The following is a 22,107-nucleotide window of genomic DNA, read 5'->3' as shown; positions in this document are numbered from 1 at the left end:
CCCATGACGTTACGCACAGAGAAGGCCGTATCGCCTACCAGCGGCGAGACCACCTGGCTCCTGGTCGACGAGGAGACGTACGCGCCCCACCTCGAAGTCCGTGAGTTCTCCCTGTACCTGCGCGGATCCGGGCGGTCACCGCAGACACAGCGCGCGTACATCCCCAGAATCGGCCGCTTCCTCAATTGGTGCGCAGAGCGGGGTACCGACTGGAGGACCGTCCGGCTCGGGGACATGAGTCTGTTCAAGTTCCACGTCGAGCGGACACCGACCCAGTACGGGCGGCCTCCGTCCGGCAAGACGGTCAACGCCACGCTCACCGCGGTATGCGAGTTTCTCCGCTTCTGCGCGGTCCAGGGCCATGTGAATCACGAAGTCGCCGCGCGTCTCAGCGAGCCGCGCTTCCTCGCCCACGCCCCGGCCGGCTTCGACCCCGGCGAGGGCGGCCAGCACCTGATGGTCAAAGCCCGCGTCCTGAAGGCGCCGGAGATCGAGCGGGCACCGCAGACGCTCACCCGAGCCCAGACGGATCAGATCCTCAACGCCGCTCGCACCGCGCGTGACCGGCTGCTGCTGACCGTCCTCGTGGAAGCCGGCCTCCGCATCGGCGAAGCCCTCGGACTGCGGCGCGAGGACATGCATCTACTCCCCGATTCCAGCCATCTCGGCTGCCGGATTGGTGGCGCGCACCTGCACGTCAGGCCTCGGCAGGACAACGTCAACGGGGCACGGGCCAAGGCCGGGCGCCCTCGCATGGTTCCGCTGACGCCAGAGGTGGTGCATCGGTATCGCGATCATCTCGCCGAGCGTGAACAGGTGGCCGGCTCCGCCGACTGTGACTACGTCTTCGTCAATCTCGTCGGCGTGCACGCGGGACGGCCCCTGTCGTACTCCAACGCCAAGCAAGTGGTCGAACGGATCGGGAGACGCTGCGGTCTGACCGCCCGGCCGCACATGATGCGGCACACGGCCGCCACCCGCTGGATTCGCAACGGGGTCGCTCCGGACGTCGTGCAGACACTCCTGGGCCATGCCTCGTCGGCGAGCACAGCCGTGTACGTGCACGCCCAGGACGAGGATCTCCGCGCGGCCGTCGAAAGCCTCGCTTCGGAGCTGCTGCGATGACCATTGCACCTCTCCGCTCGGCTGTCGTTGCCTCCGTCTCCGTTGAACCGGAGTGGCCGTCATGGCTCGCGGCGCGCCTTCCGTCGGGCTGGCGGGCAGATGAGTGGGACCCCGTTCAGGCACTGTTCACTGCCGATCCTGGTAACCCGACGACCAGCGTGTTCGTCTGCTCCGTGGCCTCCTGCACCACCCATGTGGCGAGCAACGGCTCCCGCTGCGACGCCTGCCGGAAAGCCCGATACCTCCTGGGGAACCCTGCGGACTTCGACACCACGCACACCCCGGATCCGTCTCGCCGCAGGCCCAACGCCTCCGCCAACGGGGCGATGCCCGGCGTCTCCCAGTTCTCGCTCGCGGGTGTGAGCCCCGCGGTCCGCCAGGAGCTCTTGTACGGGCTACAGCAGCGCGACGACGCCGGAATCAGCCTGGTCCCCCAGCGGGTACGCCGCATCGTGGCCGGCCTCCCCGCCGGACTCGGCTCGCTCCTCGACCTGGACGCCTCCTTCTCCTCCGGGCTTCCAGCCGCGACTTCCGGCGTCCTGAACGGTGTTCTCCAGCACGTCCGACGCGCACGCATCGAGTTCGAGGGCACCGATCCGACCTCGGGCGACGTATGGGAGTGCGCGCTCATCGGGTTGACGGCAGGGCGCGGTCGCAAGTACACCGCTGTCCACGGCGACATCGACTTCCGTCCGGTACGGCAGCGTTGGCTGCGGGAGCTGGTCAAGGCGTACGGCCGCACGGCACGCCCCAACGTCATGGACCTACGGCAGACCGTCTACGCGGCAACCATCGCGTCCTCCGCGCTGGCAGGCCGCCCCCACGGGGATGAGCCCGGGCTCCTCGCCATGGCTGACATGAACGCCGTAGTGGACATGTTCCGAATCACCAAGCGTCCCGAGGACGGTCACGACTACTCCACCAGCCACCGGAGAGCCCTGCTGCGCCACTGGCGCACGTTCCTGGACTACGCCCGTCAGGCCGGGATGATGGATCACGTGCCCGGCGGGTTCGCGCTCAACCCCCGCTTCCACAGCATCGCCGCCGTGGAAGTGACCGAGGACGATCTCGGCCGTGCGATCCCCGAGCACGTCATCGCCCAGCTCGACGCGCACCTCGATCTGCTGGGCACCTCGACGGGGTACGCGAGCGGCGGCTGGGCGGCCGCCGACTTCGCGCGGATGTACCAGGTGGTCTACGCGGTCCTCCGGGACACCGGCCGGCGTCCGGGCGAGGTCACCAGCCTGCGCCGCGACTGCCTGGAGCGGGTCGACGGCAAGCCGACGCTGATCTATGACAACCACAAACGGCGACGCCACGGCCGTCGGCTGCCGATCTCGGAGAGCACCGCCCAGCTGATCGAAACCTGGCAGAAGGAGCTCGATGCGCTACCGGCCGTACCGGCCTGCGCCCAGTGGCTGTTTCCCTCGCCCGGACAGCGCAACCGTCCGCGCCGCGGGCATCTGAACACTTCGCACTTCTGCAACCGGATCTTCCGGAACTGGATCGACGAACTGATCCCAGACCTTGTGGACGACCGGCTCGACGAGGACGGCGCCCCGCTCGCTTACGACCGGACCCAGATCGTCCCGTACGGCTTCCGCCACGCCTACGCCCAGCGCCATGCGGACGCGGGCACTCGCCCCGACGTCCTGCGGGAACTCATGGACCACCGTTCACTGGACGTGACCATGGGGTACTACAAAGTCTCCCTCAGCCGAAAGCAGGAGGCCGTGCGCACGGTCGCGGCACTCGCCGTCGACCGGCACGGAGCAGCCCGCGGATTCGGCGATCCCCTCGCCTACGAGGTGGAAAGCGTCGGTGTTCCCTACGGCGGCTGCACCGAGCCGAGCAACGTCAAGGCGGGCGGCGGGCACTGCCGCATCCGCTTCCAGTGCGCCGGATGCGACTTCTACCGCCCCGATCCCTCCTACCTCCCCGCCCTGGAACAGCAGGTCGCGGACCTGCGAGCCGACAAGGAAGCCGCCCTCGCGATGGAGGCCGCCGACTGGGTCGTACGCAATCTCGATGACCAGATCCGCGCCTACTCGAAGTCGGCCGACGAGATGCGGCGGAAGCTCGACGCCCTGCCTGCCGAGGAGCGGGCCGCCGTCGAATCCGCCTCACGCGAGCTACGCAAGGCACGTTCGGCAGCAGCCTTCATCCCTCTGCAGGCGCTCACGACACGGAGCTCGGAATGAGGATTCCTGCTGCTTCCGGCGGCAACGACCGGAGCGCCCGGGTCGAGCGGCTGCGCGTCAGCCGCGCCAAGGACAGCGAAGACAAGACGAGGCGTGCACTCGACGCCGTAAATGCCCTTCTCCACTCGGGGCGACGGATCACCGTCGCCCAAGTGGCGCGGGAGGCCTCGGTGTCCACTTGGTTCGTCTACAACCAGCCTCAGGTGCACCAGGCCGTTCAGGACGGCATCTCCGCCCAGCGAACGCGAGGTCGCCAGAACTCCCACACTCCAGAAGCGTCCCAGGTGTCTCCGGCCGGGTTGCGGACGGACCTCGCACTGGCCCGCGAAGAGATCAAGGACCTCAAGAAGGAACGCGATCAGCTTCGTAACCGGGTCAGGCTGTCACTGGGCGCCGAATTGGAGGGCGTGAACCAGCACGAGCTGATCGAGCGGGTACAGCAGATCGAGCAGCGGAATACCGCGCTGGAGCAAGCTCTGTCAGAGGCCAGGGAGCGGATCGCCGCCCTGGAGGGCCAACTGCGTGAGGCGGAGGACGACCTCACCGCCGCACGAGCCAGTCTGCGCCGTGCCATGCGGGCTGTTCCATCCCCGTAGCTCGCGTTCCACCACCACCTGCGGCTGTCCGGCTTGAGTGTTGTCTGCCGGGCAGCCGTGAGAGGCGGAATCAGAATGGGGGATCACTGAAGAACGAGCCGGTCCGGACAGGTGAGACCGGCTCGGAATCACGCTGCTGAAGGAGTGCGACGGCGTCGTTGACGCGCCCCAGGTCGATGAGGTGGCCGGCAAGTTCGTTGCTGTTCTCGGGGGCGTGCTGTTCGAGAACGGCGACAGCTTCCTCGGGGCGTCCGGCGCCGACGAGCAGCTCGGCGATGTGCGGCGCCGCGTACGAGGTGGATCCCTCGGGGTGGGAGCAGGCCTGTGCGACCGCTGCATCGACGCCGTCGCGGGCGGCGATGAGCGGCAACCGTATCCAGTACAGGTCCCAGTCCTCCTCGCCCCCGCGGGCGGCGGCGAGGGCGTCGAGGTGCGCCAGGCCGGCCTCGGGGCGGCCCTGTGCGAGGCACAGGTTGGACCACGTATGCAGGATCCAGTCGTCCCCGTTGTGGGCCTCGGCCAGGACTCGCATCACATCCACCGCTTCGCCCCCTCGGCCATGCCGTGCCAGGAGCTCCGCCAGTCGCACCATGCCGTGGCACCGGAAGTCCTGCGAGTCGCCCGACTGCCGGTACACGGCGACCGCGCCTTCCACGTCACCGCGCTCCTCCAGTGCCTCAGCCAGACGCTGCGCGGCGTGACCGAGGCGTTCGGTCACCGCGTACGCGCGCAGTTCCTCGATCCGACCGTGTCTCGCCAGCAGGTCGGCCAGCTGATCCCGGTTGTTGACCGAGGTGATGTACCGGGTATGCAGCAGGGCGATCGCTTCGTCGACGCGGCCCTGGCGTTCGCGGATCGTGGCAAGAAGCCCGATGGCGTCGTCGGGGTCGAGACCGTGACAGCACCATGGACTGTCACAGCGGTGCTGGTCCGGGATACGGGCAGCCAGCAGCGCGGCGACGTCTTCGTCCCGGCCTGCTCCCTCGGCGATGTCGACCAGAGCGGCGGCAAGAAGCCGGTCCTCAATTCCCGCGCTCAGCCGAGTGACTGCCTCGTCCGCACGACCGTGCCGCGCCAGCAGGCGCGCGTAATACTCCAACGGGAGCCCTCCCGTGCTCGCGTACGGCAGGGCCAGCGCAATCGCTTCCTCTGCCCGCCCCCAGCTCTCCAGCAGCTCCGCCTGGATCCGTGCTGCCGACCACCAGCCAGTGGCAACGTACGGAGAGAGCACCTCCAGCGCCTCGGCTTGCCGACCCTGGTCACTGAGCAGCTGCGCCCAGGCCCGCGCGCAGAACCATTCCCCGCGACGGGCTTGGGCCTCCACCTCTTCAATGTGGCCGATCTCAAGAAGCCGGGAGACCAGGAGTGGAGGAATACACCCGGACAAGGTCCGGGCTTGACGGTCGAGATCGGCAGCGTCCATAACAGCGCACCTTAGCCACCACGTCCGAGAGGCCCGCAACGCCGAGGCCGGGACACCATGGGGACGCTGTCAGCCCTGGCACTGCTTCAACATCGTCGCCCTGTCCGCCGCCGTCACCGCGAGGTCGTACTTGAGGGCCACCTGCGCGAACCGCACTGCGTACGAGCACCGGATCGACTTGTTCGGCGGCAGCCAGGACGCCGGCCCGGAGTCGCGTTTGGCGGAGTTCGTGGAGCCCGAGACCGGCAGAAGGTTCAGCACGTCGTTGGCCAGCTGCTGCCGCTTCTCCTTGTTCCAACGCGAGGCACCCATCTGCCAGGCGTACGACAACGGCACCACGTGGTCTATCTGTACCTCACTGGCGTTCGCCTTCTTCCAGGCGATGTCCTTGCCGGTGTACGGGTCGTACAGGTCCATCGACACGACGACGCAGTCGGAACCCCTACGGAACTCGACGTCCTGTCCATGGAGTTTCAGCAAGTCGTTCCGTGTGTCACAACCGTTCCTCGCCAGCGGCACCCCGTACGCCCTGTCCGTCCACGCATAGCCGAACTTGTCCCGTTCGTAGCCCGTCTTCGGCCCACGCCCCTTGACTGTGAGTTTGTCGACGAGCTTGCGCGCGTTCGCCTTGTCCGCCTGCGACGCGAGCGCGCCGAGCCCCGGCTTCGTTCCGTCCGGATTCGTCAGCGGGCTCGCCGCCCGCCCGGCGGCGGCGTCCGGTCCGGATCCCGCGGAGCTTCCGCCCGGCTCCAGACCATCACAGCCTGCGACGAGCGTGACGGCAACGGTGACCGTAAGGACGACCCTCTTCCCGCGCGTACGCAGCGGCCTGTGACTCATGTGCCTCTCGCTACGCACAGGCGACCACACCCTGCATACGCTGCGAGAACAGCCCCACCACAGCGCGAACCATAGAGATAACGCGGGTGCCGCAGCCGTTGCCGTCGACGTCGGCCCAGGCCCGGCCGAACTTCTCCCGGTCGTAGCCGGTCTTGGGGGCCCGACCCTTGACCGTGAGGGTGTCCACGGCGGCGAGCGCGGAGCCGCGCACGGCGGGGGCGCCCTCGGCCGGGGAGCCGTCAGGGGCCTGTGTGCAGCCGGAGGTTATGAGAACGGCGGAGGCGAGGGCGGCGACGGGGAGGAACCCGCGGTAGCTGAGCACGCCCGGATCCTAGCCAGCCCCCGCCTGGTCCAGGCCACGAGGCCGTTCGGCGCGCGGAATCGACAGGGGGCGCGTAGCGTCGAATGAGCTGTATGCCCCCTTTCGAAGGAGTCGCGCAGATCATGGGGATCATGGACAAGCTCAAGGGCATGATGGGCCAGCACCCGGACAAGGCCCAGCAGGGCGTCGACCGCACTGGCGACATGATCGACCAGAAGACCGGCGGCAAGCACGCCGGCCAGGTCGACCAGGCCCAGCAGAAGGCTCAGGAGTACATCGACAGGCAGCGGGGCCAGGACCCGCAGCGGGGACAGGACCAGCCCCCGACCTGAGGCTCCTCCACACACGTCCGGCCGTGGGGTACGCGTCACGCGCGCCCCACGGCCGCGGTGCGTCCCGGGCGTCCCGGCGCCGTCCGGGTCCGCACGGAATAACCGGAGTGCCTCTCCGATTGTCTCCCTACATGACGACCTCGACCCGGATCACAACGCCCTTACGACGTACCACCGTTGCCGCACTGACCGCCGCCGCGCTCACCGCCCTCGCCCTCCCCGCCGGCGGTGCGGTGGCCGCCGAGGCACGGCACGACAGCGGCCCGTGGCGCGGCGCCTGGGCCGCCTCGCCGCACGCCCCGGCCACGCCCTTCGCCCCCAACTGGTCCCGACAGGGCTTCTCCGACCACACGGTCCGCCAGGTCGTCCGGGTCACCACCGGCGGCACCAGGGCCCGGATCGAACTCTCCAACCGATACGGCACGACCCCGCTGCGGATCACCGGCGCAACCGTGGCCCGCACGGACAAGGGCGCCTCGGTGAAGGCCGGTTCCGTCCGGCACCTCTCCTTCGGCAAGGGCCGCTCGGTGACGATCCCCGCCGGAGGAACGGCATCCAGCGACGGCGTGCCGTTCACCGTGAAGGCGCTGGAGTCGGTGACGGTCACCCTCTACCTCGCCGCGCCCACCGGCCCGGCCACGTTCCACCACTTCGCCTCCGCCACCAGCTACCGCGCGACCGGTGACCACCGCGCCGACCGCGGCGGGACCGCGTTCACGGAGAGCAGCGGCTCCTGGTACTACCTCTCCGGCGTGGAGGTCGGCGGCGGCGCTTCCGCCCGCAGGGACGGCATCGTGGCGTTCGGCGACTCCATCACCGACGGCGTCGGCTCGGGCCCGGACGCGAACAACCGCTACCCCGACGAGCTGGCGGAGCGCTTCGCCGCCGCCGGGAGGCCGCGAAGCGTCCTCAACCACGGAATCGGCGGCAACCAGGTCACCAACGACACGACCTGGGCGGGCGAGAAGGGCATCGAGCGCTTCAAGAAGGACGTCCTCACCGAGCCGGGCGTGCGGACCGTCATCCTCCTCGAAGGCATCAACGACTTCGGCGGCAGCCTCGCGAGCGGGGTCGCCGATCCCACCCCCGAGGTCTCGGTCGAGCAGCTCGCCGCGGGCCACCGGGCGCTCGTCCGCGAGGCCCACGCCCGCGGCATCAGGGTCGTCGGCGCCACCCTGACCCCGGTCAAGGGCTCCTTCTACGACACCCCGGCCGTCGAGGCCAAGCGGGACGCCTTCAACCACTGGGTCCGCACCTCCGGCACGTACGACGCCGTGGTCGACTTCGACCGCGCCGTCGCCGACCCGGCCGACCCGGACCGGATGCTCCCCGCCTTCGACTCGGGCGACCACCTCCACCCGGGCGACGCCGGATACCGGGCGATGGCCGAGGCACTGGACCTCGACACGCTCTGAGCACGTGCGGGGCGGGGCTCGGCCCCCGCCCCGCAGGCCTGCGCGCCTGCTGTCCGCTGACCGCTGACTGCGGACCGCGGACCCTACGACCCGAGGATCGTGGTCAGGAACTCGCCCGTCCACGCCAGCAGTTCGCGTCCCACCACCGGCTTCCCGCCGATCTTCCCACTCGTCGGGCGCGGCACCAGGATCTGATGGACGGCCGGCTTGATGACCGTCCGCGGGTAGAGCCGCTTCAGCCGCAGCTCCTGGGACTCCCGCAACTCCACCGGCGCGAAGCGGATGTTCGGCCCCTGCAGCACGATCTCGCCGACACCGCAGGCACGGGCCAGCATCCGCAGACCGGCGACCAGGAGCAGGTTCTCCACCGGCTCGGGCAGCTTGCCGTAGCGGTCGGTCAGCTCCTCCCGTACCGCCTTGACGTCCTCCTCCGTGTTCGCGGAGGCGATCGCCCGGTACGCCTGGAGGCGCAGACGCTCGCCGGGCGCGTAGTCGTGCGGCACGTGGGCGTCGACGGGCAGCTCGATCTTGACCTCCAGCGGCGGCTCCTCCTCGACACCGCCCTCCAGCGAGGCCCGGTAGTCGGCGACCGCCTCGCCCACCATCCGTACGTACAGGTCGAAGCCGACCCCCGCGATGTGGCCGGACTGCTCGCCGCCGAGCAGATTGCCCGCGCCGCGGATCTCCAGGTCCTTCATGGCCACGTACATGCCCGCGCCCATCTCGGTGTGCTGGGCGATCGTCGCGAGCCGCTCGTGCGCGGTCTCCGTCAGCGGCTTCTCCGGCGGGTAGAGGAAGTACGCGTACCCGCGCTCGCGCCCACGGCCCACACGGCCGCGCAGCTGGTGCAGCTGCGAGAGCCCGAAGTTGTCGCCGCGCTCCACGATGAGCGTGTTGGCGTTGGAGATGTCGATGCCGGACTCGACGATCGTCGTCGAGACCAGCACGTCGAACTTCTTCTCCCAGAAGTCGACCACGACCTGTTCCAGGGCCGACTCCGACATCTGACCGTGGGCGGTCGCGATCCGCGCCTCCGGGACGATGTCCCGCAGCCGCGCCGCCGCCCGGTCGATCGACTCGACCCGGTTGTGGATGTAGAAGACCTGGCCCTCGCGCAGGAGTTCACGGCGGATGGCCGCGCCGATCTGCTTCTCCTCGTACGGCCCGACGAAGGTGAGGACCGGGTGCCTCTCCTCGGGCGGGGTGGTGATCGTCGACATCTCACGGATGCCGGTGACCGCCATTTCGAGCGTACGGGGGATGGGGGTGGCCGACATCGTCAGGACGTCGACGTTGGCCCGCAGCTTCTTCAGCTGCTCCTTGTGCTCGACACCGAAGCGCTGCTCCTCGTCGACGATGACCAGGCCGAGGTCCTTGAACTTCGTCTCGGAGGAGAACAGGCGGTGCGTGCCGATGACGATGTCGACGGAACCGTCCTTCAGGCCCTCCATCGTCGCCTTCGACTCCGTCTCCGTCTGGAAGCGGGAGAGCGCACGGGTGACGACGGGGAACTGCGAGTACCGCTCCGAGAACGTGCCGAAGTGCTGCTGCACGAGCAGCGTGGTCGGGACGAGCACGGCGACCTGCTTGCCGTCCTGGACCGCCTTGAACGCCGCGCGGACCGCGATCTCCGTCTTGCCGTAGCCGACGTCGCCGCAGATCAGCCGGTCCATCGGGACCGTCTTCTCCATGTCCTCCTTCACCTCGGCGATGGTGGACAGCTGGTCGGGCGTCTCCACGTACGGGAAGGCGTCCTCCAGCTCCCGCTGCCACGGGGTGTCGGGGCCGAACGCGTGCCCGGGGGCCGCCATCCGGGCGCTGTAGAGCTTGATCAGGTCGGCGGCGATCTCCTTGACCGCCTTCTTCGCGCGCGCCTTGGTCTTCGTCCAGTCCGCACCGCCGAGCCGGTGCAGCGTCGGGGCCTCGCCGCCGACGTACTTGGTGACCTGCTCCAGCTGGTCGGTGGGGATGTAGAGCCGGTCGCCGGGCTGGCCGCGCTTGGCCGGGGCGTACTCGACGAGCAGGTACTCGCGGGTGGCGCCCTGCACCGTCCGCTGGACCATCTCGATGTACCGGCCGACTCCGTGCTGCTCGTGCACGATGTAGTCGCCGACCTCCAGGGTCAGCGGGTCGATCGTCTTGCGCCGCTTGGCCGGCATCCGCTGGCCGTCCTTGCCGGCCGCCTTCTGGCCCGACAGGTCGGTCTCGGTCAGGACGGCCAGCTTGAGCGCCGGGTCGACGAAGCCGTAGTCGATCGAGCCGGTGGCCACATGGACCACGGACGGGGTCACCTCGGCCAGGTCCGCGTCGAGCCGGGCCGCGATCCCCTCGCCGCCGAGGACCTCGACCGTGCGGGTCGCCGGGCCGTGCGCCTCGGTGACGTAGACCGTGCGCCAGCCGTCGGCCAGCCAGCCCTTGGTGTCGGCGAGCGCCCGGGCGGTGTCGCCGCGGTACGCCTCCGGCGCGTGCATCCCGAGCTTCAGGGTGTCGTCGTCGAGCGTCTCGTCCGCCGCGAACGGGGAGACCGACCACCACATCATGTCGAGCTCGCGCGCCCGGTCCCGCACGTCCGCGATCCCCCACAGGGAGGCCGCGCCCACGTCGATCGGCGCCTCACCGCCCCCCGCGGTCGCCGCCCAGGACGCCTGGAGGAACTCCTGCGACGTCGCGACCAGGTCGGCGGCGCGCGTACGGACCCGCTCCGGGTCGCACACGACGGCCATCGAGCCCTTCGGCATGACGTCGAGCAGCAGCTCCATGTCGTCCACCAGGACGGGCGCGAGGGACTCCATGCCCTCGACGGCGATCCCCTCGGCGATCTTGCCGAGCAGCTCGCCCAGCTCGGGGTGTTCCTCGGCGAGCGCGGCGGCCCGCTGCCGTACGTCGTCGGTGAGGAGCAGCTCACGGCAGGGCGGGGCCCACAGGCCGTGTTCGGCGACTTCGAGGGAGCGCTGGTCGGCGACCTTGAAGTAGCGGATCTCCTCGACGTCGTCGCCCCAGAACTCGATCCGGAGCGGATGCTCCTCGGTGGGCGGGAAGACGTCCAGGATGCCGCCGCGCACGGCGAACTCGCCGCGCTTCTCGACCAGCTCCACACGGGAGTACGCGGCGGCCGCGAGCCCCTCCACGACCTCGTTCAGGTCGGCCGTCCGCCCGGTGCGCAGGGAGACGGGCTCCAGGTCGCCGAGGCCCTTGACCTGCGGCTGGAGCACGGACCGTACGGGCGCGACGACGACGGAGACCGGGCCGGCGGACGGGTCGTCGGTGGACGGGTGGGCCAGGCGGCGCAGCACGGCGAGGCGCCGGCCGACGGTGTCCGAGCGGGGCGAGAGCCGCTCGTGCGGCAACGTCTCCCAGGAGGGGTAGTCGACGACCCTGTCCGGGTCGATGAGGGTGCGCAGGGCGGCCGCCAGGTCCTCGGCCTCCCGGCCCGTCGCGGTGACCGCGAGGACGGGACGCCCGGCGTCACGGGCGAGCGCGGCCACCGCGAAGGGGCGCGCGGCCGGGGGGCCGACGAGGTCCACGTGCGTGCGGCGGCCGTCGGACGCGGCCTTCACCGCTTCGGCGAGGGCCGCGTCCTTGACGACGAGGTCGAGCAGACCGTGCAGGCTCATGGAGCTTTCCATCCCGGGTTCGGACTACGGGGGCGGGCAACGCGAACAGCCCGACACGTCACACGGGCCGGGTGTTCCCGGCGCCGTCGACGGGCCGGGTGCTCCCCCAGCCTACGACGTGGCCGGCAGCCCGGCGCGAGGGAATCGGCGCCCGCGCCGGGGGGAGAACGGCCGCGGCCCCCGGCGGACCATGTCCGCCGGGGGCCGGGCAGCCCGTGGGAGCACCCCCGTGGCGCCCTCGGGACTACTCGCTGGCGATCGCGTTCAGGACGTTCATCCGGCCGGCGCGGAACGCCGGGACCAGTGCCGCGAACAGACCCACGAACGCCGACCCGACGAAGACCGTCAGGATCGTCGGCCACGGGATCTCCAGGACGCCGAGACCCTCCAGGGCCAGCAGCTTCTGGGCCGCCGTGCCCCAGCCCATTCCCAGGGCGAGGCCGAGCAGGGCGCCGAAGAGGGCGATGACCACCGACTCCAGGCGGATCATGCGGCGCAGCTGACGGCGCGAGAGGCCGATCGCCCGCATCAGGCCGATCTCCCGGGTCCGCTCCACCACCGACAGCGCGAGCGTGTTCACCACACCGAGCACGGCGACGATGATCGCGAGCGCCAGCAGGCCGTAGACGATGTTGAGCAGCTGGCCGACCTGGTCCTTCAGGTCCTGCTTGTAGTCGGCCTGGTTCTGCACCTTGTACTGCGGGTAGGCGGCGAGCGAGTCCTTGAGGGCCGCGTACGCCTCCGTCTCCTTGCCGTCCACCGCCGTCGCGAACATGATCATGCTCCGCGGCTGCTTGGCGGCCGGCAGGTACCGCTCCATGGTGGTGATGTTGGTGTACATCACGCCCTTGTCGACGTTGTTCTCGTCCGAGGTGATCGCCGCGACCTTCAGCTTCGCGCTGTCGCCGCCCTTGAAGGCGACGGTCAGCACGTCGCCGACCTTCACCCCGTGCTCCGTGGCGTAGTCGCTGCCGACCGACATCGCGTTCGCCCCGTACGCGGCGGTCAGCTCGCCCGCCGTCGTGTCACGGCGCAGGTCCTGCGCGTACGACGGCTCCGCGGCGACGAGCCCCTTGTCCACGGCCTTGCCCGCGGGGTCGGTGATCTTCGCCTCGACCCACCGGTACTCGGTGACGTGGGTGAGGCCCGGCGTCTTCTCCAGGGCCGCCTGGGCCTGCGGCATGATCGGCTGCCCGTTGGTGGACTGCACGATGAAGTCCGCGCCGACCGAGCGGTCCAGCTCCTCGGTCGCCGAGGCGACCATCGACGAGCCGACCACCGACAGACAGGCCACCAGGGCGAGCCCGATCATCAGGGCGGCGCCGGTCGCTCCCGTACGGCGCGGGTTGCGCAGCGCGTTGCGCTCCGCCATCCGCCCGACCGGACCGAAGACCCTGAGGACGACGACACCGAGGGCCTTCACGACCCCGCCCGCGAGCAGCGGTCCGACGACGATGAAGCCGATGAGGGAGAGGAGGATGCCGAGGCCGAGCCAGAGGGAGCCGGCGGAGGCCTTCTCCGCCTGGGTCGCGGTCCACAGCGCCGCTCCGCCGCCGAGCGTGAGGAGCAGGCCGAGCCCGCCCCGGATCAGGCCGGCCCTGCCGTCGGCGGGGGTGCCGGCGTCGCGCAGGGCCGCCATCGGGGAGACCTTGCCGGCCCGGCGGGCCGGGATGTGGGCGGCGAGGACGGTGACGACGACGCCGAGCAGGAGGCTGACGGCGGGCGTCGTCCACTTCACGGTCAGATCCTCGGTGGACAGCTCCATGCCCATGGAGGACATCAGCTCCATCAGGCCGACGGCGAGTCCGACGCCGGCCGCGACACCGGCGATCGAGCCGACGACACCGAGGAGGACCGCCTCGACGAGGACGGAACGGTTCACCTGCTTGCGGCTGGAACCGATGGCCCGCATGAGGCCGATCTCGCGGGTGCGCTGGGCGACCAGCATGGAGAAGGTGTTGACGATGAGGAAGATGCCAACGAGGAAGGCGATTCCGGCGAAGCCGAGCATCGCGTACTTCATGACGTCGAGGAACCCGGCGACGTCCTCGCGGCCCGCGTCGGCGACCTCGGCCGCGGTCTGCAGCGTGTAGCCGGTGCCGACCGCCGCGGCGATGCCGCCCTTCAGCTTCTCGTCGCTGACCCCGGGCACGGCGTCGGCCGTGATCTGGGTGAACAGGCCTTCCTTGCCGAGGAGTTCGCGCTGCGCGGTGGCGGTGTCGAAGTAGACGACGGTGGCACCGGGGTTGGTGACCTTGAACTCGACGATGCCGGAGATCTTCGCCTTGAAGTCGCCGGTGACGGCGATGGTGCGCAGCTCGTCGCCGATCTTCAGCCCGTGCTTCTCGGCGGTGCCGGCGTCGACCATCACCTCGGTGGGGCCGCGCGGCTCGTGACCGGAGGCGATGTCCACCGAACGGAGCTCGTTGGCACTCCAGTTGGCGGCGATCGTCGGGGCGCCGCTGGTGGGTCCGACGTTCTCGTCGTCGGAGTCGACGACGGTGACGCTCAGCGAGATGACCGAGCCCTGGGCGGCCTTGACGCCCTCGGCCCTGCGGACCTGCTCCACGAGCGAGGCGGGCAGGGTCTCGGGGCGGCCGGACTGCGGGGTCTCGTCGTCGACCGCCGCGTCCTTCGGGCTGAGCGTGACGTCGGAGGCGGTCGAGGCGAAGAGCTTGTCGAAGGTGGTGTTCATGGTGTCCGTGAAGACGAGGGTGCCGCTCACGAACGCCACGGAGAGCAGGACGGCGACGGCGGAGAGCGCCATGCGGCCCTTGTGCGCGAAGAAGTTGCGCAGGGAGGTCTTGAGGACGGTCATGACGTCCGCCCGCGCGCGTCGAAGTCCTTCATACGGTCGAGGACGGCGTCGGCGGTGGGACGGAACATCTCGTCGACGATCCGCCCGTCCGCCAGGTAGAGGACGCGGTCGGCGTAGCTGGCGGCGACCGGGTCGTGGGTGACCATCACGATGGTCTGGCCGAGCTCGTCCACGGACTGCCGCAGGAAGCCGAGGACTTCGGCGCCGGCGCGGGAGTCGAGGTTTCCGGTCGGCTCGTCGCCGAAGATGATCTCGGGCCGGGCGGCCAGCGCCCGGGCCACGGCGACGCGCTGCTGCTGACCGCCGGAGAGCTGCGTGGGCCGGTGCCCGAGACGGTCGGCGAGACCGACGGTCGACACGACCCGGTCGAGCCACTGCCGGTCCGCCTTGCGGCCCGCGATGTCCATCGGCAGGGTGATGTTCTCCAGCGCGTTGAGCGTCGGCAGCAGGTTGAACGCCTGGAAGATGAAGCCGATCCGGTCGCGCCGCAGCTGCGTCAGCCGCTTGTCCTTCAGGCCGGTGATCTCGGTGTCGTCCAGGAAGATCTGGCCGCTGGTGACGGCGTCGAGTCCGGCGAGGCAGTGCATCAGCGTCGACTTGCCGGAGCCCGAGGGGCCCATGATCGCGGTGAACTGCCCGCGGGCGATGTCCACGTCGACGTGGTCGAGCGCGACGACCCGGGTCTCGCCGGCTCCGTACGCCTTGACGACCTGCCGCGCCCGCGCGGCGACGGCCGTCCCCCCTGCGGTCTCCCCGTGCTGGGGGATGGTCACAGCCGAAGTCACGGTATGTCTCCTATGTCTGGTACGGATCCGACTCGTGTCCGAGTCTGCGAGAAGGAGGGCGGCGGATCACTGGTGCTGGGCGCACTCTTCGCCCTGGGGTTTTCCGTAAGACCAAGCTAAAGACGGAGGGGGTCGCTCCTCGTCCTCCGCCGGAACGAACGGCCCCTGCCCTCTATGGGGGAGAGACCCCTAGGGGTTCTCCACCCGAGGTTCGAGTGGGAGGCTAGGCCGACGTAACTAGATGTACGACCCATCAGACGGAGGGGCCGGGGTGTCACGGACGACGACGCGACAGGCGGCGGCATCGGCGACGGCTCCGCGCGGGCGGGGCCCGGTGGTCGCCGCCCTGATGCTCGGCATGGCGCTCGCCGCGCTCGACGGCACGGTCGTCTCGACCGCCGTACCGCAGATCGTCGGCGACCTCGGCGGCCTGTCCGTCTTCTCCTGGCTGTTCTCCGGCTATCTGCTCGCCGTCACGGTCACCCTGCCGGTGTACGGAAAGCTCTGCGACACCTTCGGCCGCAAGCCGGTCCTCATCGCGGGAACGATCCTCTTCCTCATCGGCTCCCTGCTGTGCGCGGCCGCCTGGAACATGGGCTCACTCATCGCCTTCCGCGTCGTGCAGGGCCTCGGCGGCGGCGCGCTCCAGGGCACGATCCAGACGATCGCTGCGGACCTCTACCCGCTGAAGGAGCGGCCGAAGATCCAGGCGAAGCTCTCCTCGGTCTGGGCGACGGCCTCGGTCGCCGGCCCGGCGGCCGGCGGCCTCCTCGCCGGATACGCGGACTGGCGCTGGATCTTCCTGATCAACCTGCCGGTCGGCCTGGTGGCGCTCTGGCTCGTGGCCCGGTACCTGGTCGAACCGGAGCGGACGGCGCGGGCGGAGGGGGCGACGCCGGCGGCGGGAACGGCACCTGCGGAGGGGACGGTACGGGCGGCGCGCGGCGAGGGGCCGGTCACGCGGAAGGTGTCGGTCGACTGGGCCGGTGCGCTCACGATCTTCGCGACGGGGACGCTCCTGCTCACCGCCCTCGTCCAGGGCGGCGTCGCCTGGCCCTGGCTCTCCGCGCCCTCCCTCGGCCTCTTCACGGGCGCGCTCGCCCTCGCCGGAGTCACCGTCCTCGTCGAACGCCGGGCCGCCGACCCGATCATCCCGGGCTGGATCTGGCGCCGCCGCACGATCTCCGCGGTCAACCTTGCCCTCGGCGCCCTCGGCCTGCTCATGGTCGCCCCGACGGTCTTCCTGCCCACCTACGCCCAGTCCGTCCTCGGCCTCGGCCCGATCGCCGCCGGCTTCGTCCTCTCCGCGATGACCCTCAGCTGGCCGGTGACCGCCGCCCTCTCCAACCGGGTCTACAACCGCATCGGCTTCCGCCTCACCGCCGTCGTCGGCATCACCCTCGCCCTGCTCGTCCTGCTCGCCTTCCCCTTCCTCCCCTTCCCCGGAGAGCCGTGGCAGCCCGCCCTGCTGATGCTCCTCCTCGGCGGTGCGCTCGGCCTCTTCCAGCTCCCGCTGATCGTCGGCGTCCAGTCGACCGTCCCGTACGAGGAACGCGGCACGACGACCGCCTCGGTCCTCTTCTGCCGCCAGGTCGGCCAGAGCGTCGGCGCGGCCCTCTTCGGTGCGATCGCCAACGGCGTCCTCGCCTCCCGCCTGGGCACCGGCACCGATCTGGACAGCCTCGCGTACGCCCTGGACCACGCCGACGACACCCTGCGCCGCGCCGTCGACGCGGCCGTCGACTACGTCTACCTGGGTGCGGCGGGCGCCGCCGCGCTCGCCCTGCTCGTCCTGCTCACCCTGGCCCCGCGCCGCTTCCCGGTCCTGACGGAACACCAGGACCGCGGTCAGTCGGCCTGATCCCGGCCGCCGGCCCTCCCGTCGCCGTCGCTCTCCTTGTCGCCGCCCTCGGGGTCGTCCTCGGCGGCGCCCCGGCCCGTGAGCGACGCGAGCGCGGCACGGATGTGCTCCATGTGCGCGTGGATCTCCTCACGCGCCTCCTCGTGCTCCCGCACCACGCGCTCCGTCTCCCGCTCCACCCGCTCCCGCCGCGTCCCCGCCTCCACCAGGAGCTCCGCCGCCCGCGCCTCCGCGTCCTCCTGGCCGTGCCGGGCCTCCTCCTGCGCCCGCGCCAGCTCACGTTCGGCCTCGGCCACCCGCGACCGCGCCTCCACCACCAGCTCCTCGTGACGGGCGTCCAGCTCGGCCGCCCGGGACACCGCCGTCCGCTCGGCCCCCTCCCGTACCCCGGCCTGCTCCACGCGCTGGGCCTCCAGCAGCGCCGCCGTCCTGCACACCGTGTCGTCGAACACCACCTGCGCGGCCGCCCGGCGCGCAGCCGCCTCCTCGCGCGCGACCGACCGCAGCGCCTCGGCCTCCGCGCCCGCCTCCGCCAGCGTCTCGGCGGCCGCGGTCTCCGCCTCCGCGAGCAGCGCGTCCGCGTACTCCCGGGCTGACTCGGCCGCGGTACGCGCCGCCTCCTCGGCCTCCTCCGCCAGGGACTGCGCCTCCGCCTCGGCCTCGCGTACGAGACTCTCGTCCACCGCCTCCGCGAGCTCCAGGATCTTCCGCGCCCGACCGCCCAGCGACTCGAACCGCTGCGGTGCCAGCGCGTCGACCTCCGCCCGCAGCCGGACCGCCTCCTCCTCCATCTCCCTGGCGAGGACCGTCAGCCGGGCCGCGCGCTCCCATCCGGCGTCGCGTTCGCCGGAGAGCGCGGCGAGGTGGCGGTCGACCTGTCGCGGGCGGTATCCGCGCCCTCGTGCGACGACGGCGAAACTCATCCCTGACGCTCCTTCCATAACGGCTCAAAAGCCAGGATGCGCCATCAGACACGACAAAAGGCGCCCGACGTGTCGTACACGTCGGACGCCTTCGGTCACACGCGGCCTAGAGCAGGCCGTCCCACATCTGCTCCAGGAGCACCGACCACCAGTTCTCCGGCGACGCCAGCGCCGCCGGGTCCAGCATCGCCAGCTGCGCCTGGAAGTCGACCGTCCAACGACCCGCCTGCTCGGGGTTGAGCCCGAACCGCAGACGCCACATCCGGCCCAGCAGCGCCATCGAACGGGCGAACTCCGGCAGCCCGCTGTTCACGAACTGCGGGGCCACCGGCGCACCGCCCGGACCGGCCTCCACCGGCACGGCGACGATGTGCGCGGTCCCGTACTGGACACAGATCGCCCGCCCGAAGTCCGAGCCGACCACCAGGTACGAGCCCGCGTCCGACGCCGGCTGGACCTGACGCTGCGCCGCGAGCTCGGCCAGCGTCGGCACCACCGGCTGCGCCGGCTGCGCCCAGAAGAACGGACCGAAGTCGGCCGGCAGACCGGCCCATACGAGGGTCAGCGCGACGACCTCCGGCACACCCTGCCGGGACACCGCCCGCTGGTCGAACCGGCAGATACCGGGCCCGAAGGCACCCGCCATCTCCTGCGCGATCCCGTCCGGGGGGATCGGCGGAGCCGGCTGCACCGGCGGCAGCGGAGCACGCACCGGCGCCGGGCGCGCCGGACCGTCCGCGACCTGATGCAACTCACCCTGATGGGTCAGGAGTTGCCGCATGCCCTGCTGACGGCCCGCGTGATCCCGGCCGTACGGCGCGATGTTGGTGATCCGCGCCTGCGGCCAGGTCTCCCGGATCATCCGCGCGCAGTAACCGCCCGGCAGCTCACAGGACTCCAGCTCCGTGTGCAGTTCGAGCACCTGCTGCGGCGGCACGTTCATGGCGCGCAGCTCGTGCAGGATCTGCCACTCCGGGTGCGGAGTGCCCGGGGCGGACCGCCGGATGATCTGCGCCTCGGAACCGTCCGGCGCACGGTAGCGCAGCACCGCCTGGTAGCCGGGGCCGACGGTCGGCTGACCGGCCGGCTGCTGCGGGTACCCGTACGCCGGCGGGGCGCCCTGCACCGACGGCGGCGGCATCGGCGGAGCCGGCGGCCCGCCCGGACCGGGCTGCGCCAGCATCGTCGCCGCGTGGTGCACCCCACCGGGCGGAGTCCCGGGACCACCCGGGGCGCCGGGAGCACCGGGAGGCCCGGGCGGCGCCACGGGGGCACCGGGCGCACCGGGAGGCCCGGGCGGGGCGATGCCGCCCGGCCCGGGGTGGGCCAGCATCGTCGCCGCGTGCGCGACACCCGCACCGGCACCGTCGGACCCACCGGGCACACCGGGCGCACCCGGCGGCGCGGGCGGAGGCACCGGCGCACCGGGCCCGCCCTGGTTCGGGTGCGCCAGCATCGTCGCGGCGTGGTGCACGGGCTGCGGAGGCGTCGGCGGACCGGGAGGCCCGGGCGGCTGAGGCCCGTCGGGCCCGAGCTGCGACACCAGCTGCGTCGCCACGTACCCCCCGGCGGGCGCACCGGGAGCCCCCGGCGCCTGCGGCGGCGGAGGGGGATTCCCACCACCCCCGCGCCCGGCCCGCGGAGGCAGCGCGGCCTTGCTGGTCGCGGCATCCGCGATGTCCCCGGCCCCCGGAGCCCGCGGCGCGGGCGGAGGCGTGGGGGCGCCGGGCACACCCGGCGGAGGCGTGGGGGCGCCGGGCACACCCGGCGGAGGCGTGGCTCCGGACGCTCCGGGAGCCCCCGGGGCACCGGGCGGCGGACCGGCGGGCCCACCGGCCGGCGCACCCGTACCGCTCGGGCCGCCGCTCGACGCCGGGCCGCGCGGCGCGAACGGGTCGTCGGCACCGGGCGGCGGAGGGGCGCTCGGGTCGAGCGCCCGGGCGATCGCCGTCGGAGGAAGCGCACTGCCGCCCGACATCAGGGCCGTCGGAGCGTCCGCACCCACCACGGGAAGCGGCGTGTCCTCGTCGTCCGCGCCCGACAGCGGCGGCGCGAAGACCGTCGCGGGCAGCGGCACCGAACCGTCCGCACCGCCCGAACTCGCATTGGCGTCCGCCCACGGGCTGCTCGACGGCGTCTCCGCCGGAACGCCGTCCGAGGCCGTCGGCTCGTAGTCGGCCGACCGCCCCTCCGAACCGCCCACGGAATCGGCGGCCGCACCCGAAGGCGCCCCACCGGAAGCCATGGAACCGGAAGACACGGGATCCGAAGACGCGGGCCCCGAAGACACGGGTCCCGACGACACGGGCCCCGAAGACTCCGGCCCCGAGGACACCCCGCCGGAAGGCGCCCCGCCCGAAGAAGGCACGCTCACCGGATCCACCGGCGGGGCACCACCGCCCGTCGCCTCCGGCGTCGACGAACTCCCGCCCGCCTGCGACGCGTTCGGTCCCTTCGGCGGCAGACCCAGCTTGTCCGCCGCGTCCTGCAGCCATTCCGGCGGCGTCAACAGGAACGACGTCGCGTTCAGATCGACCCGCTCCGGCGGCGCGGGCGCCGCGGCACCCGCCTCGTCGGCGACGGACCCGTACTCCTCCTCGTACCGCCGGATCACCTCACCCACCGGCAGCCCCGGCCACAACGTCGCCTCGCCGCTGTCCCGGGCGATGACCAGACGCTGCAGACCACCGTCCGAGGTCGGGCCCTCCTCGCGGTCCTCCGCCCACACGACGAAACCCAGCCCGAACTCCCGTACCCGCACCTCCCGGTGCTGGTACGCCGGCACATCACCGTTGATCCATTCCTCGGCGCGCTCCTGCGCCTGCGCGAACGTCACCACAACCAGTTCACTCCCCCACCGGGACCACGGGCACAGCGCGCGCGAAGCCGCCGTCCACCATCAGGTTCGCCACCGTCTCCAACTCCGGCGGATTGCCGGCCAACCGCTGGAGGAACGCGTCGAAGTCCTCACCGCACGGCAGCAACAGCCGCTCCACGCGCTCCCCCACGCTCCACCCGGCCGCCGCCTCACCGGCGTCCCGCGCGTCGTCGTACGCGCAGAACCACACCGTCCCGACCCGGTCGCCCTTCACCTTCACCGCCAGGATCCCGCCCTGGACGAAACCCACGCCCAGGTAGTCCTTGGTCAGATGGTCACGCAGACACTTGTTCACGTACACGAGGTCGTTGACACCCGCCTCGTCGCGCACCGTGAAGAACGGCTGGTCGACCAGGAGACCGAGCTCCGCGTCCAGCGCCGCACCCACCGGCGCACAACCGCCCGCCGCCTTCAGGAAGGAGCGGTACGCGCCCGGCAGGCGGTACCCGAGATCCTCCTCCACCCCGAGCAACTGCTGCTCGGTCACCGACACCAGCCCCTTGGGCACCCCGAAATGCGCCGGCCGGGTCTCCTGCAGCGGACGCGTGCCCCGCTTCGTGTGATCGACGGCAGCCGTCGCGACACCACCGTGATGACGCAGCAACGCCTTCACCTCGACCGGGACCAGCTCCATCCGCCGACCGCCCGCCACGTGGTGCCAGGTCCAGCCGTGCGGCGTCGCCACCGACGGAATCGTGTCCCACAGCTCGTGCCCCGTCGCCGCGAGCGCCGCGTTCGCCGACACGTAGTCCGTCAGCCGCAACTCGTCGACACCGAAACCCTCGGGCGGATCGGCGATTTCCGCCGCCGCCCGGGCGTAAGGTGAGAAGTCCGGATATCCGTGTTCGTCCACCCGCACCCCTCTGGGGTGCCGGGAGGCGCGGACCGGGTCCGGAAAGTGCACGACCTGCCCGGCGTAAGCCGCGTTCGGCGGTGCGGCCTTCCCGAGCCGACCTGTCGTCATGGCGGTTGCC

General features: G+C 71.4%; 15 protein-coding genes. 6 read left to right on the top strand and 9 right to left on the bottom strand.

The window, feature by feature from the left end; genetic code table 11:
• Positions 1-3: 3 nt before the first annotated feature.
• From ACF1G2_RS28360 to ACF1G2_RS28350, 3 genes are all read left to right on the top strand, one after another.
• Entirely contained in the window at positions 4-1,125 is a 1,122-nt protein-coding gene (locus ACF1G2_RS28360; protein WP_391801012.1) for a tyrosine-type recombinase/integrase, read from the top strand.
• Positions 1,126-1,298: 173 nt separating this feature from the next.
• The gene (locus ACF1G2_RS28355; protein ID WP_391801011.1) at positions 1,299-3,326 is read left to right on the top strand and encodes a tyrosine-type recombinase/integrase; all 2,028 of its coding nucleotides are present in this window, start codon (positions 1,299-1,301) and stop codon (positions 3,324-3,326) included.
• Entirely contained in the window at positions 3,323-3,922 is a 600-nt protein-coding gene (locus tag ACF1G2_RS28350; RefSeq protein WP_391801010.1) for a DUF6262 family protein, read from the top strand. Before ACF1G2_RS28355 ends, ACF1G2_RS28350 begins: the two co-directional genes overlap by 4 nt.
• A gap of 70 nt (positions 3,923-3,992) precedes the next feature.
• Here ACF1G2_RS28350 and ACF1G2_RS28345 read toward each other — a convergent pair whose 3' ends face one another.
• The 3 genes from ACF1G2_RS28345 to ACF1G2_RS28335 all read right to left on the bottom strand — a co-directional run bounded on the left by ACF1G2_RS28345 (position 3,993) and on the right by ACF1G2_RS28335 (position 6,507).
• A complete protein-coding gene (locus ACF1G2_RS28345) occupies positions 3,993-5,345 on the bottom strand; it encodes a tetratricopeptide repeat protein (RefSeq protein WP_391801009.1) in 1,353 nt (450 codons plus the stop codon).
• A 69-nt stretch (positions 5,346-5,414) separates the two neighbouring features.
• Positions 5,415-6,185, bottom strand: a complete 771-nt coding sequence (locus tag ACF1G2_RS28340) for an HNH endonuclease family protein (protein WP_391801008.1) — start codon at positions 6,183-6,185, stop codon at positions 5,415-5,417.
• A 10-nt stretch (positions 6,186-6,195) separates the two neighbouring features.
• Positions 6,196-6,507 carry a hypothetical protein gene (locus tag ACF1G2_RS28335; RefSeq protein ID WP_391801007.1) on the bottom strand — a complete coding sequence of 104 codons (312 nt, stop codon included), beginning with the start codon at positions 6,505-6,507 and terminating at the stop codon, positions 6,196-6,198.
• A 92-nt stretch (positions 6,508-6,599) separates the two neighbouring features.
• On the opposite strand from ACF1G2_RS28335, the gene ACF1G2_RS28330 reads away from it, so the two are divergent.
• Complete coding sequence (locus ACF1G2_RS28330; RefSeq protein WP_391801006.1) at positions 6,600-6,839, top strand: antitoxin; 240 nt, start codon at positions 6,600-6,602, stop codon at positions 6,837-6,839.
• A 131-nt stretch (positions 6,840-6,970) separates the two neighbouring features.
• Positions 6,971-8,254: an SGNH/GDSL hydrolase family protein gene (locus ACF1G2_RS28325; protein ID WP_391801005.1), complete on the top strand. Its 1,284-nt coding sequence runs from the start codon at positions 6,971-6,973 to the stop codon at positions 8,252-8,254.
• Between the two features lie 83 nt (positions 8,255-8,337).
• Here the strand turns inward: ACF1G2_RS28325 and mfd are convergent, their stop codons facing one another.
• The 3 genes from mfd to ACF1G2_RS28310 form a co-directional block, all read right to left on the bottom strand.
• Positions 8,338-11,868 carry a transcription-repair coupling factor gene (mfd, locus tag ACF1G2_RS28320; protein ID WP_391801004.1) on the bottom strand — a complete coding sequence of 1,177 codons (3,531 nt, stop codon included), beginning with the start codon at positions 11,866-11,868 and terminating at the stop codon, positions 8,338-8,340.
• Between the two features lie 244 nt (positions 11,869-12,112).
• A complete protein-coding gene (locus ACF1G2_RS28315; protein ID WP_391801003.1) occupies positions 12,113-14,686 on the bottom strand; it encodes an ABC transporter permease in 2,574 nt (857 codons plus the stop codon).
• Positions 14,683-15,471 carry an ABC transporter ATP-binding protein gene (locus ACF1G2_RS28310; protein WP_391801002.1) on the bottom strand — a complete coding sequence of 263 codons (789 nt, stop codon included), beginning with the start codon at positions 15,469-15,471 and terminating at the stop codon, positions 14,683-14,685. Before ACF1G2_RS28310 ends, ACF1G2_RS28315 begins: the two co-directional genes overlap by 4 nt.
• 241 nt (positions 15,472-15,712) lie before the next feature.
• On the opposite strand from ACF1G2_RS28310, the gene ACF1G2_RS28305 reads away from it, so the two are divergent.
• Positions 15,713-17,332 (top strand): MFS transporter, encoded by a 1,620-nt coding sequence (locus ACF1G2_RS28305; protein WP_391801001.1) that lies wholly within the window; start codon positions 15,713-15,715, stop codon positions 17,330-17,332.
• On the opposite strand, the gene ACF1G2_RS28300 is transcribed toward ACF1G2_RS28305, so the two are convergent.
• The 3 genes from ACF1G2_RS28300 to ACF1G2_RS28290 all read right to left on the bottom strand — a co-directional run bounded on the left by ACF1G2_RS28300 (position 17,320) and on the right by ACF1G2_RS28290 (position 22,097).
• Positions 17,320-18,255, bottom strand: a complete 936-nt coding sequence (locus tag ACF1G2_RS28300; protein ID WP_391801000.1) for a cellulose-binding protein — start codon at positions 18,253-18,255, stop codon at positions 17,320-17,322. The genes ACF1G2_RS28305 and ACF1G2_RS28300 overlap by 13 nt on opposite strands.
• A 106-nt stretch (positions 18,256-18,361) precedes the next feature.
• A complete protein-coding gene (locus tag ACF1G2_RS28295; RefSeq protein WP_391800999.1) occupies positions 18,362-21,094 on the bottom strand; it encodes an SUKH-4 family immunity protein in 2,733 nt (910 codons plus the stop codon).
• Between the two features lie 7 nt (positions 21,095-21,101).
• A complete protein-coding gene (locus ACF1G2_RS28290) occupies positions 21,102-22,097 on the bottom strand; it encodes an SMI1/KNR4 family protein (protein WP_391800998.1) in 996 nt (331 codons plus the stop codon).
• Positions 22,098-22,107: the final 10 nt, after the last annotated feature.

The sequence above is a fragment of the Streptomyces sp. NPDC013457 genome (assembly GCF_043089925.1).
Classification (GTDB): Bacteria; Actinomycetota; Actinomycetes; order Streptomycetales; family Streptomycetaceae; genus Streptomyces.
This window is presented reverse-complemented; position numbering and strand designations above follow the sequence as displayed.

What these genes read in the sequence shown, in the direction of transcription:
- ACF1G2_RS28350 (WP_391801010.1), top strand. Translation starts at nt 3,323, where the DNA reads ATGAGGATTCCTGCTGCTTCCGGCGGCAACGACCGGAGCGCCCGGGTC.
- ACF1G2_RS28340 (WP_391801008.1), bottom strand. Translation starts at nt 6,185, where the DNA reads ATGAGTCACAGGCCGCTGCGTACGCGCGGGAAGAGGGTCGTCCTTACG.
- ACF1G2_RS28300 (WP_391801000.1), bottom strand. Translation starts at nt 18,255, where the DNA reads ATGAGTTTCGCCGTCGTCGCACGAGGGCGCGGATACCGCCCGCGACAG.
- ACF1G2_RS28305 (WP_391801001.1), top strand. Translation starts at nt 15,713, where the DNA reads ATGTACGACCCATCAGACGGAGGGGCCGGGGTGTCACGGACGACGACG.
- ACF1G2_RS28290 (WP_391800998.1), bottom strand. Translation starts at nt 22,097, where the DNA reads ATGACGACAGGTCGGCTCGGGAAGGCCGCACCGCCGAACGCGGCTTAC.
- mfd (WP_391801004.1), bottom strand. Translation starts at nt 11,868, where the DNA reads ATGAGCCTGCACGGTCTGCTCGACCTCGTCGTCAAGGACGCGGCCCTC.
- ACF1G2_RS28345 (WP_391801009.1), bottom strand. Translation starts at nt 5,345, where the DNA reads ATGGACGCTGCCGATCTCGACCGTCAAGCCCGGACCTTGTCCGGGTGT.
- ACF1G2_RS28315 (WP_391801003.1), bottom strand. Translation starts at nt 14,686, where the DNA reads ATGACCGTCCTCAAGACCTCCCTGCGCAACTTCTTCGCGCACAAGGGC.
- ACF1G2_RS28360 (WP_391801012.1), top strand. Translation starts at nt 4, where the DNA reads ATGACGTTACGCACAGAGAAGGCCGTATCGCCTACCAGCGGCGAGACC.
- ACF1G2_RS28325 (WP_391801005.1), top strand. Translation starts at nt 6,971, where the DNA reads ATGACGACCTCGACCCGGATCACAACGCCCTTACGACGTACCACCGTT.
- ACF1G2_RS28330 (WP_391801006.1), top strand. Translation starts at nt 6,600, where the DNA reads ATGCCCCCTTTCGAAGGAGTCGCGCAGATCATGGGGATCATGGACAAG.